General features: G+C 53.2%; 10 protein-coding genes. 6 read left to right on the forward strand and 4 right to left on the reverse strand.

The window, feature by feature from the left end:
- Positions 1-87: 87 nt before the first annotated feature.
- Positions 88-351: a DUF1289 domain-containing protein gene (locus NNL38_RS06730; RefSeq protein WP_255390241.1), complete on the forward strand. Its 264-nt coding sequence runs from the start codon at positions 88-90 to the stop codon at positions 349-351.
- A gap of 87 nt (positions 352-438) precedes the next feature.
- Here the strand turns inward: NNL38_RS06730 and rplY are convergent, their stop codons facing one another.
- Positions 439-717, reverse strand: coding sequence for a 50S ribosomal protein L25 (gene rplY, locus NNL38_RS06735; protein WP_255390242.1), 279 nt, complete (start codon positions 715-717; stop codon positions 439-441).
- Positions 718-1074: 357 nt separating this feature from the next.
- Between rplY and NNL38_RS06740 the strand changes: the two genes are divergently transcribed.
- Complete coding sequence (locus NNL38_RS06740; RefSeq protein ID WP_255390243.1) at positions 1075-3123, forward strand: TonB-dependent hemoglobin/transferrin/lactoferrin family receptor; 2049 nt, start codon at positions 1075-1077, stop codon at positions 3121-3123.
- A 68-nt stretch (positions 3124-3191) separates the two neighbouring features.
- Here NNL38_RS06740 and radD read toward each other — a convergent pair whose 3' ends face one another.
- Both radD and NNL38_RS06750 read right to left on the reverse strand, forming a co-directional pair.
- On the reverse strand, positions 3192-4937 hold the full coding sequence (gene radD, locus NNL38_RS06745; RefSeq protein ID WP_255390244.1) for a DNA repair helicase RadD: 1746 nt from the start codon (positions 4935-4937) through the stop codon (positions 3192-3194).
- Between the two features lie 150 nt (positions 4938-5087).
- The gene (locus tag NNL38_RS06750; RefSeq protein WP_255390245.1) at positions 5088-5582 is read right to left on the reverse strand and encodes a GNAT family N-acetyltransferase; all 495 of its coding nucleotides are present in this window, start codon (positions 5580-5582) and stop codon (positions 5088-5090) included.
- Between the two features lie 271 nt (positions 5583-5853).
- On the opposite strand from NNL38_RS06750, the gene rsuA reads away from it, so the two are divergent.
- The 3 genes from rsuA (at position 5854) to NNL38_RS06765 (ending at position 8622) form a co-directional block, all read left to right on the forward strand.
- Entirely contained in the window at positions 5854-6549 is a 696-nt protein-coding gene (gene rsuA / locus NNL38_RS06755; RefSeq protein WP_255390246.1) for a 16S rRNA pseudouridine(516) synthase RsuA, read from the forward strand.
- Between the two features lie 217 nt (positions 6550-6766).
- Positions 6767-7957: a Bcr/CflA family multidrug efflux MFS transporter gene (locus NNL38_RS06760; RefSeq protein ID WP_255390247.1), complete on the forward strand. Its 1191-nt coding sequence runs from the start codon at positions 6767-6769 to the stop codon at positions 7955-7957.
- Positions 7958-7965: 8 nt separating this feature from the next.
- Positions 7966-8622, forward strand: a complete 657-nt coding sequence (locus NNL38_RS06765; RefSeq protein WP_255390248.1) for a DUF2913 family protein — start codon at positions 7966-7968, stop codon at positions 8620-8622.
- A gap of 90 nt (positions 8623-8712) precedes the next feature.
- On the opposite strand, the gene NNL38_RS06770 is transcribed toward NNL38_RS06765, so the two are convergent.
- On the reverse strand, positions 8713-10173 hold the full coding sequence (locus tag NNL38_RS06770) for a DUF2867 domain-containing protein (RefSeq protein WP_255390249.1): 1461 nt from the start codon (positions 10171-10173) through the stop codon (positions 8713-8715).
- A 270-nt stretch (positions 10174-10443) separates the two neighbouring features.
- On the opposite strand from NNL38_RS06770, the gene NNL38_RS06775 reads away from it, so the two are divergent.
- Positions 10444-11814 (forward strand): MATE family efflux transporter, encoded by a 1371-nt coding sequence (locus NNL38_RS06775; RefSeq protein ID WP_255390250.1) that lies wholly within the window; start codon positions 10444-10446, stop codon positions 11812-11814.
- Positions 11815-11931 lie beyond the last annotated feature (117 nt).

Consider the following 11931-nt stretch of genomic DNA (forward strand, 5'->3'; position numbering starts at 1 on the left):
GCGTCAATTCCTCTTTCCTGGCTTTCCCTGGTGGTTTCAGATCGTTTAGTATTATTATCAATCGATGATTTTTTGTACGGGGGACGAATGGAGCAACTGGAATTTTTTTCGATTCCGAGCCCGTGCGTGGGAGTTTGTCAGGTGAATGAGCGCGGCTATTGCAAGGGGTGTATGCGGAGTCGCGACGAACGTTTTAACTGGCAAAAAATGACGGCTGCGGAGCAGCGCAATACCATTCGCCTTTGTCGTCAGCGTTATCTTCGTCTACGTCGACAGGGTATGGCTGAGCAGGCGCAGCGTGAGGTGGAAGTGGAGCCGGAGAACCCGCAGACTTCCTTATTTGACGAGTGATATGCGTCAACTCGCTTGATGGGTGAACGGTTTGAAGCATAAAAAAAGCGCCACAAGGGCGCTTTTTTAGATGAGATGAACGCGCAATTAGATGCGAACGAAGTCCATGTGCTCAACTTTTGGCTTGAACGCGTGACGCTGGATGTCTTGCGGCTTAACCTTCACTTCTGCGCCGTCGATTACCAGAGTAATCTCTTCGTAGAATGCTGGGTTGTCCATGCTGTTGATCACGTCATCGTGCTTCAGAGCGATAGCAACAGGTGCAGCTTCACCACCGTAAACGATTGCTGGGAATTGACCTGCGTGACGTAGGCGGCGGCTCGCACCTTTACCTAGATCAGAACGAACTACTACTTCAAATTTCATCTTAAATACTCTTTAAGTTAACTAAATAGGACAGGCGAGTAATGCGACCTTACTCGATGTCTTAAATCGAGCGCGGATACTAACATTGCTTTGCTGGCAGGGCAAGTGAAAACAGTTCGATTCAAGTCAAAAAGCAGTGGCGTACAGTGATTTAGCGACTCTTCATTATCAGCCTGGCTGATGTTATCTCGCAGCAATCATCAAAAACCTAAATAACGCAAGCGTAAATTCGCTTTCTTATGATGAGCTTTATAAAAAATTGATCTGGATCATTATGATAATGATAGTAATTCTCATTGTTATTTGTGATAATGCCTCTAAAGTTTCTATTGATATTAATATTATTAAGTAGGGGTTATGACATATAAGCTCAGTCTCGTTGCCAGCGCCGTTGTTCTGGCCGTTTCTCCAGTACTTCAGGCTCAGGAAACAACTCACAAAGTCGATGACACAATTATTGTGACGGCTTCAAGGCTTGAAGCGACGCAGCAGGAAAAAACACGCTCAATTGATGTCGTTGATCTGAAGCAACTGGATCAAACACAGCCGAACTCGGTTGCGGAGGCACTGAAGTTTGAGCCGAATATTTCGATTGCCGGTGGCAATGTGCCAGGCAATCAATCTGTGAATATTCGTGGGCTGGAAGGCAACAAAATCCTTCAAATCGTCGATGGTAACCGCCAGAACTTTGATTATGACCATCGTCCATCTTATTTCCTTGACCCTTCCCTGCTCAGTGAAGTTCAAGTGATTAAGGGACCGATCAGCTCTTTATACGGTTCGGGCGCGATCGGTGGTGTGGTTGTACAGAACACAATCAATGCCGAAGACCTGGTTGATGGTGATGGGCTGGGGGGGCGTATCAAAACCGGCTATCAGGATAACGGCGATGTCTGGACCAATACGGCTGCAATCGCTCATCAATCAGGCAGCATTGACTGGTTGCTGGCGGGCAGCGCCCGGGATACGGGCGTGATGGAGCAGGGCAATGGTTACCACTTATATGGCACCGAGTCGACTGATACGACAGGGCTTGCGAAAATCAACTGGCAGGCCAATGATGCGAATCGCCTGGGTTTAAGCCTGCGTTACTCTGATCGTGACGGCCATCCGCCGGTCGTCGGTTCTACCGATCCTGCGCCAGCCAGTACATTGATTGACCGCGGGACTGAAGATCAAAATGTGACAGTGAGTTATCAATTTAACCCGGCCAATGCGCTGGTGAATCTGGATACCCGTGTTTACTACAATCAGACTGATATTTCAGAAACGGCCGCCACTGGCACTGGCAAAGACCTGAGTAAAATCAAAACGACAGGGTTTAGTGCGACGAATCAGTCGGATCTGGGGGCGCTTCAGGTATACACAGGTCTGGACGGATATCAGGACAAACTGAATGCCAAACGAGGTGATGGTGAGCAAGGCCGTCCGACCCCGCCGGATGGTGCAAAGACGACAACACTGGGTGCTTTTGCCTATGTGAATTACGGCCTGACGGACAGTATTGGCCTGGATGCCGGTTTGCGTTACGACACCTTCAAAGCAGAAGCAAAGGGGCAGGAAGATAACGATGAATCGGCAGTTTCGCCATCAGCGGGCATCAGTTGGCAGGCCGCTTCCTGGATGCAGTGGTCTTTGCGATATGATGAGGCTTTCCGTGCGCCGACTACAACTGAACTCTACATGGATGGAACACACTTCACCATGTTCAGTATGCCTGGAATTGGTCCGGTGACGAATGCCTTTATGCCAAACCCGGAACTGAAGCCCGAGAAAGCTCAGAATATTGAATTGAAAGGTCAGTTTGATTTTGAAAATCTGATTGCAGAAGACAAACTGAGCCTGACTGCGGCTGTTTTCCAGAATGAAGTTGAAGACTTCATCAATCTCGAAGTTCATGTTCCTACGGATCCCAATGCGATGATGGGCTGCATTATGGGCAGTGGTTCGGGCATTGGCTGTGCCGGAACAAGCCGTTCTGTGAATGTCGATCGGGCTGAGCTGAAAGGCTACGAGTTATCAGCTGCGTACCAGCTTGCCCATCTGACCGCGGGCGTCTCTTACGGCCAGACACGCGGGAAAGATAAGTCTGATGGCTCATGGCTGGCCAATGTACCTGCAGACAAGTGGGTTGCGATGCTGGAGTATGGTTTCTGGCAGATTGATACCCATGTCGGTACGCGTGCCCTCTTTGCCAGCAACCAGGATCGTGTTCCGGAAGGTGAAACCTTTGAGCGTTACAACACCGTAGATTTTTATGCGACCTGGGAACCACTATCCAGCCTGGATGGCCTGAAAGTCGACTTTACCGTAGCTAACGCCTTCGAGGAAAACTATCGGGTTGCCTGGGATAAAGTCTATCAGCCCGGACGCTCGTTCCGTTTGTCCGCGCAATATACTTTCTAAGAAGCGAAAGATGACCTGAACCGCATCAGCCGCACGTTAAAGTGCGGCTTTTTCTGTTTTAAGTTCGTTTATGTTTTCTGGTACTGGTCCAGATCAAACAGCTTGTCCCGGATGGCCCAGAAGCGACCATTCTTGCGGGCGATGATGATCTCCGGCGGGCGCAGGCGGTGTTCATTGTTGGCGACTTTGGTCGGGGCGGTATCGGTGAATGGCCGGTGGCGATCGACCAGGTGGGGATTGATAAACTTGCGAAGAAATTCGTCTTTTTGCCCTTTGGTCGACAGCGTCCAGACTTCGCTGATTTCAGACCCTTCATCGCTGGTATAGATCACTTTGAGCTGCGGTTTGTTAAATTTGTTTTTGCCCGGCTCCAGACGCAGATCGGTACATTTCATGATCATTGCGTCTTTCAGCTTCAGCGCATCACGCAACTTTTTATCCGGATCGACCATCACTGCGTCGCAGACATGGCAGCGGCGGGCGGCGATGTCGTTGTCTGCGCCGCACTCTTCGCAATATTTGGCCCGGAAACGGTAGCCACACTCTTCGCGCTCGCCGGTATCGTCATCTTCAAAATAGCCCTGGCAACGGCGGCCGTAGTGCTCAATCAGAAACCCGGCCGGATCCAGCTTACCCCAGAAGCTGTTGTTAAAGCCGCATGCCGGGCAGGGTACCATGATCACTTCGCTGTCACTGTCGGGTTTGGGATCGCCGACTTCCGGCTGATACAGGTCGTAACAGTTGCCGGCATACTCCAGCACCAGACAGTCTTTTTTGCCTTCAAACAAGCGCAACCCACGGCCAACAATTTGCTGGTACAAGCTGATGGATTCAGTCGGGCGCAGAATGGCGATCAGATCGACATGCGGGGCGTCAAACCCGGTGGTCAGTACCGAGACATTGACCAGGTATTTGATCTCCTGGTGCTTGAAGGCTTCGATGATCCGGTCGCGATCATCGAGCGGGGTGTCGCCAATCACCAGTGCCGCATTCTCACCGCTCAGATACCCCATGATCTCTTGGGCGTGATTGACCGTGGAAGCAAATATCATCACCCCGCGGCGGTCTTTGGCATAGTCGCGGACCTGCTCGATGATCATGGGCGTTGCCCGGCCGGACTGCTCAATCACACTGTCGAGGTCGGCTTCGCGGTATTTGCCGTTGGATGCCGGGGTCAGGCTGGAAAAGTCATAACCGATCACGGCCATGTCCATGATCTTGGGCTCGGTCAGGAATCCTTCATCCAGCAGGTAGCGGATCGGCAGCTCGAAAATACAGTCACGAAAGAATCGGTCCTGCTCGGTTCGGACCTGACCGCGGGTGTGATACTTGTAAATCCAGCCCATCCCTAAACGGTAAGGCGTTGCGGTTAAGCCGAGGATTTTGATCCCCGGATTCACGGTTTGCAGGTGACTGATCACCCGGCGGTAAGCACTGTTTTCATCATCCGGCACCCGGTGGCATTCATCGATTACCAGCAAGGAAAATTCGTTGGCAAACTGATCCAGGCTGTTGACCATGGACTGCACCGAGGCAAAGACGACCTGGCGGTCGGTCTCCTTACGTCCCAGACCGGCCGAGAAAATCGAGGCCTTGAGGCCGTAGCTCTCATACTTGCTGTGGTTCTGCTCGACCAGCTCTTTGACATGGGTCAGCACCAACACCCGTCCGCGAGCGATGCGGGCCAACTCGGCAACCACCAGGCTCTTACCGGCACCGGTCGGCAGGGCCAGTACCGCCGGGGTACTGTGTTTGCGAAAGTAATGGATCGTCGCTTTGACACTGTCTTGCTGATAGGGGCGAAGGGTGTACATATCAGGGTAACTACTGTTGAGAAAAAACCGTTGGAGAAACAGGCGCAAAGTGTACCTGAATTGCGGGGAGAATAGCGAGGGGCGTGTGTCAGAACGGCCCACGGAAATGTGAGCCGTGTTCGGGCGCCGGTCTGGCACCGGAGATTTGTGCTAAGAAGCGATATTGAGTGTCATTTTTTCCTGCTTGATGACTTTGGTCATCAGGCAGAATTGGCGACGAGGAATAAATCCATGCTTTTCATAGAAATTCCGGGCTCCTGAATTACCGATGTTGACTTCCAGCGAGAGGGCATGCACGCCGGCTTCACGCATATGTTGTTCAACTTGTGGGATGAGGTCGGTCCCAATCCCTTGCTGGCGCCATTCTGGCTTGAGGTAGAACTGATCGATCAGGCCGATCCGTCCGCCATGTTCCACACTGAAGCTGTAGCTGATCACAATATGACCGGCAACAATCTTTTCGCCTTCTTGTTCCACTTCAATAAACCATGCCTGACCCAGTTCCGGGTTGTTCAGCAGTTGGTGAATCGCCTGACTTGTCTGTTCGAACTTCTGCGGCAGCACTTCGTACTCAAAGAGTTCTTCAACCAGTTTTAACAGTACGTCGGTTGAAGACAAGCTTGGCGCAACAAGTGAGATGTTCATAGTACGACCTTTATTGGTTAGGTTTTGCATGAGTCCTTTCAGGAAAAGCAGTGCGTTTATACGCCATCTGCCCATATGTATAAAGACCTCGAAATCACATAAATGTTCTATTCTTTGTTGCTTGTTCAATGTGTGATGTTCAACCGGTTCCCGGACTGAGAACGCGAATTGATTCGTGCTGTACATATTGGTGCATGCGCACAGTGTAGTTGCTATGTACTCATCCGTAAAATTGTTATGATACGCGTTTTTGTACCAAGCGGAGCCAGTCATGAGGCTTGATAAATTCTTATGCACCACCTTAGGCATTACTCGAAAAGAAGCCGGTAAACTATTAAAAAGCAAAGAAGTAGAAGTGAACGGTGAGGTGGTGAAAAATGGTGCCCAGAAGGTGACGGATGATTGTGACGTCGAATTCAACGGCCGAACGCTGCATCTGACCGGTCCCCGGTACTTCATGTTGAATAAACCGCAGGGTTTCGTGTGCTCTCATGTAGATGACTTCAACCCGACCGTATTTGTGTTGCTGGATGAAGTCAGCCCGGAAAAACTGCATGTCGCTGGTCGGCTGGATGGAGATACCACCGGGTTGGTGCTGCTGACGGACGATGGCCAGTGGTCGCATCGGATCACCTCGCCGCGTCATGAATGTGAGAAGGTCTACTATGTTGAGCTGGCCGATCCACTACCGCCGGAAACGGTGCAAACCTTCGCTGAAGGGGTGCAACTGCGAGGTGAAAAAGAGCTGACCCGTCCGGCCAAGCTGGAAATTCTGGATGAACGCGAAGCGCTGATCACGATTACGGAAGGGAAGTACCATCAGGTGAAGCGGATGTTTGCCGCGGTTGGCAACAAAGTGGTGGGCCTGCATCGTGAGCAGGTCGGCAGTATTGAGCTGGATGACACCCTGGAGCCCGGCGAGTACCGCCCGCTGACGGACGAAGAAATCGCTGCATTTATGAAATAAATATTAAAGGCGGTCTCACCGCCTTTTCTATGTCTGCTGGTATCCGATTGAAGCGGTGCAAGAATGTGAAGGTGGCAGCCTGACTTCGGGGTTTTAAGTACAAACTGTGATCGGGCTCCGGTTAACAGAAATAGATCATTTCCAATTGGGAAAGAGTCTTTTGTGTGATTTCATCGTACAATAACGCCCTTCCGGTTTTCTTCAGCAAAGAGATTTTATGACCACATCCGACAGCCCGAAGCTGAGCTTTCAACTGATCCTGATCCTCGGGGCCATTGCTGCCCTCACGCCTTTAGCCATTGATATGTATCTGCCTGCCATGCCAAGTATCGCCAAAGATCTCGGCGTTGTTCCGGGTGCGGTGCAAATCACCCTGACGGCTTATACCGCTGGTTTTGCGGTGGGTCAGTTGTTACATGGGCCGCTTGCGGACAGCTATGGTCGCCGGCCGGTGCTGATCATCGGGGTGCTCCTGTTTGCCCTGGCTGCGTGTGTCAGTGCGATGAGCCAGGGGATCACGGAGTTGACCTGGGTTCGGGCAGCACAAGGGTTTGCCGGCGCGTCGGCTGCGGTGATTATTCAAGCGCTGGTGCGGGATATGTTCGAGCGGGAAGAGTTCGCCCGCACTATGTCTTTTATCACCCTGGTGATGACGATTGCGCCGCTGGCGGCACCGATGATTGGTGGCTATCTGTCGGTTTGGTTTGGCTGGCGCTCGATCTTCTGGGTTCTGGCGGCTGTTTCCGTCATGGTGATCCTGGCGGTGCTGAATAAGATCCCGGAAACCCTGCCGGTTGAGAAACGGTTGCCGTTTCATCTCGGCGCCACGCTGCGTAATTATGCCCGGATGATGACCACGCCCGTGGCTGTTGGCCTGATTTTCAGCAGCGGCTTTTCTTTTGCCGGAATGTTTACCTTCCTGACCGTCGGCTCGTTTGTTTATATCGATCTGTATCATGTCAGCACCGAAAACTTCGGCCTGTTCTTTGGCCTCAATATTGTGGTGCTGATCCTGATGACCAGCCTCAACGGCCGGCTGGTGCGCAAAATGGGCTCGCACTGGATGCTGCGCCTGGGGTTAGGGATCCAGTTGCTTGCCGGGGTTGGCCTGGTGTGTGGTCAGGTCTTTGAGCTGGGCTTGTGGGGCGTGGTGATCCCGGTGATGTTGTTTGTCGGTACCATTTCGATCATCGGCAGTAATACCATGGCGTGTCTGCTGGCCAAATATCCGCATATGGCCGGGACGGCTTCCTCACTGGCGGGCACCATGCGCTTCGGTACCGGTACCCTAGTTGGTGGGTCGGTTGCCATGATGCCGGATGCTACCGCCTGGCCAATGGCATTGACCATGGCGTCCTGTGCAGTATTATCTGCGGGATTTTATGGGTTAATGTCGCGAGATGCATGAGGAGCCACATGGCAGTTTTTATTGAAGAGATCGGAAAATTGGTCTCTGACGGGTTGAATGATCTGGCTGAGTCGATTGAAAGCGGAAAAACGCCGGGCAACCCGGTGAGTGAAACGCACTTTCTCAGTGCTTGGGTCACCAAGTCCATCAAGCAGCAGCGATACGACCATAGGGTGGCGAAAACTTTGCTGGCCTGGCAACAGCAGGCCCGTAGTATGGGCAAAAATGCCCAACTGAAGCAGCAATTTGAACAGATTCGCCAGACCCTGACGGGGTTGAACCCGGACGGAACGTTCAAGATGGCTGTGATGGCAGAGCAAATTCAGGCGCTGTATCAAGCGTTGGCCGCGGCAGACTGGCTGGTGACGACCGAGTATGAAGTGAACCGTAAAGTAACCCATCATACCGACGGTCAGGCGTCGCTGGTCGTGTGCGCCAAACAGTACCGGGAAGCGATTGCCGAGTCCGGCGAGGTGGCTAAGCCGCTGTCGCTGTATCTGCGTGGTGATGCTAAAGCGGTGGTCGATACAGCATATCAACATGGCTTGCTGCTGTTTAAGGTCACGGACTATAAGTCGAAGGTCAAATATCACGGTGAGTATGTTATTTATCCGGGTAACCAGGGGGCGCATTTGCCGGAGTTACCGGCGCAAGCAGACCAATGAAACCGGATTGAATCAATCAGAGAACGGGGAGACGGTAATGTCTCCCCGTTTTTTTACAGCGTGATTCTGTGGTTGTCAGTGTTGCTGCCGCTATTCGGTAACGGATTTACCTTCCCGGGCGTCGGCTTGGCAGCGCTTGACGATGGCACGGGTCATGCCTTTGAAAATAAACAGGTGGGCCGGCATCATCGAAAACCAGTACAGTAGTCCGGTAAACCCGGCCGGGTGCCACCAGGCCCGGATGTCGAGTTCCCGATACTCCCCCTGATCGCGAATGGTGAACTCCAGCCGCCCCAGGCCGGGGGCTTTCATCCCGAACAAGAGCGAGAGGAAGCGGTTCGGCTCGATGTTGATCACTTTCCAGGAGTCCAGCTGATCGCCCAGTGCCAGGGTGTCGGGATCGCGCCGGAAGCGGTTCAGCGCATCACCGCCGGCAGCATAGTCGATCCACTCGCGCAGCCGCCACAAGGGATTGGCATAGAAATATCCCTGCTCGCCGCCGAGTTGCTGGATCTGCTGCCAGAGCTGCTCGGCACTCGCATTGGTTTTCAGGGTATATCCGGCTTGTTTGGGATAATAGCCATAGCCGGGTTGCCAGCGGGCGAGGGCATCGGGATCAAAGCCCCAGATTTCGCTGCGAACCACTTCACTTTCATGGCCAAGGCACTCTTGCACGGCTTCGTCGTAGCTGAGCAGCGCTTGCGGGATCAGGGACTGGATTGCGGTGTTGTTTGCGGCCAGATCGAGTTGCAGCCCGCCGATCAGCGCCCGGGCGATATTGGTTGGGACAGAGGTGATAAACTTGAGCCAGTAGGCGGCGATGGCCGGCGTCAGCAACGCCAGCGGCACAATCCGGACCTGCTTACCGACATGTTTGCCCAGGATGCGCATTTGATCGGCATAGGTCAGGGAGTCCGGGCCGGCGATATCAAAGATCTGGTGGCGGCAGGGGGTAAAGTGCAGCAGCTCCTGAAGATAGTGCAGTAAGTTACGCAATGCGATAGGGGCATTGTGCGACTTGACCCACTTGGGCGCTATTATCACCGGCAGGTGATAGACAAAATCACGCATCACTTCAAACGCAGCGGAGCCCGGACCGACAATGATCCCGGCGCGGAGTTCAGTGACGGGGATCCCGCCCTCACGCAGGATCTCCCCGGTGGCTTTGCGGGCGGCCAGATGCCTGGAATGGCCCTCGCTGGGTTGGAGTGCACCGAGATAAATCACCCGTTGTACCTGACTGCGTTTCAGGGCCGCACTGAAATGACGCGCCGCATTCAGCTCAATTTCAATAAAGTCGTGGCCATGATTCATGCCATGGACCAGAAAAAAAACAGCATCGACATCGGCGAGCAGCGGCGTTAAATCGGTCTCGTGATTCAAATCCAGCTCGGCCAGCGAGACATTGGGGAGTTCGCGCCAACCCCGTTTGCGGAGCAGGTCCAGGTTACGCCCGGTTGCCCTGACCTGATAGCCACTGCTGGCCAACGCCGGGACCAGATGGCTGCCCACATAGCCGGAGGCCCCGACAACCAGAATCGTTTTACTCATGAATGATCATGCTCCCTGCAACTCAACGCCTGATGACAGGTACTGCCGTGCCCGGCCAAACTGATCACGGCGCCACTTGTAAGAGGGAAGCCGATGATAAATTGATAAAATTGGTTGTTTATAAAACTGTAGCGGATAAAATTCGAACTGTCTTTGCCATTGATTGTGATTGCTTTCAGCCTCTTATTTTCAAGATCAGGCTTTCAAGAACTGGCTTCAAGATTCGTCCGTCATTGTCCCGTAGTCGGCCTCGCCCGCTGGTAATCTGAAATGAAAAATATCTTGCTCCATTTTCGCGGTGATTTTCTGCGCCGCCTGTTGTTGATCGCTTTCCCGATTGCATTGCAGACCATGTTGTTTTCCAGTCGCAGCCTGGTCGATATCATGATGCTGGGCCAGTTGGGCGAGCAGGATGTGGCCGCAATCGGCATTGCCGGCCGGGCAGTATTTGTCGTCACCATTATGATTTTCGGGGTTACCACCGGCGGGGCGTTGCTGACGGCGCAGTACTGGGGGGCCGGAAACCGTGAGGGGGTCCGGCAAAGTACGGCACTGACGGTCCTGATGACGCTGCTGGCTGCACTCGGGGCCGGGGCGGTCTTTCTGCTGGTCCCGGAAGCGGTCATTGGCATGGCGACAAACTCGGATGCGGTGATTGCGCTTGGTGCGGAATATCTGAGGATCACTGCCTTTAGCCTGTTTGCGCTGGCTTGGGGGAGCAGTATTGCGGTCGGGCTTCGGGCGATGCACCAGCCGGGTATCACGACCTTCTTCAGTGCTATCGGGATCGGGTTGAATGTTTGCTTCAACTGGGTGCTGATTTTCGGCCATCTTGGTTTTCCGGCCATGGGGATTGCCGGGGCGGCCTGGGCTACGCTGCTGAGCGGGGTGATTGAAGCTGTATTGTTGTATGGATACCTTCGTCATCGTCAGCATTTATTGGCGATAAACCCGCGCTTGCTAATCGATGCGATCGAATGGGGGAAAGTCCGGCGTTTTCTGTCGCTGTCGATGCCGACCACCTTTAACCATCTGGCCTGGTCGTTCGGTATTTTTGCCTATCACGCCATTATCGGCCAGTCTGGGGTCCAGGGGCTGGCGGCGCTGTCGGTGATGACCCCGATAGAGTCGTTTGCACTGGCGCTGTTGATTGGCGTCTCAAACGCATCGGCGGTGTTGATCGGCAATCAGCTGGGCGCGAACAACCATGAGGCGGCTTATTATCAAGCCTGGGCAGTGTCCTGGTTCAACTTCTGCTGCGCCGTTGTCGTGGCGCTGGTGATGGTGCTGCTCAAAGACACGGTGCTGGATTTGTTCACTGCCTTATCCGGCGAGAGCCGCAAGCTGGCGGATCACTTCTTTCTGATCTTCGCCGTGGCGGTGGTGGTGAAAAGTATTCCGATGACGATGATCGTCGGTGTACTGCGCGCCGGAGGTGATATCCGCTATTGCTTGTATCAGGATATGGTCGCGCAATGGCTGATCGGGATCCCGCTGACGGCTTTCTGCGCGTTTATCTTACAATTACCCTTAGAGTGGATTTATGCCATGCTCATGCTGGAAGAGTTGGTGAAGTCCGTCGGATCCTGTATCCGGCTGAAGTCCCGTGTATGGATGAATAACCTGGTGGCGGATGGTTGAGTCTCTGCCCGAGGTCGATTAGGCTGTTGATATTCATGCATAAAGTACATTGATTTATAAGAACTTTGTGCTTGAGGAATAGACGGACTGTTTAATTTGTAGGTGGTTTGCTACGCA

The sequence above is a fragment of the Photobacterium atrarenae genome, from assembly GCF_024380015.1.
In the GTDB taxonomy this organism is placed as follows: domain Bacteria; phylum Pseudomonadota; class Gammaproteobacteria; order Enterobacterales; family Vibrionaceae; genus Photobacterium; species Photobacterium atrarenae.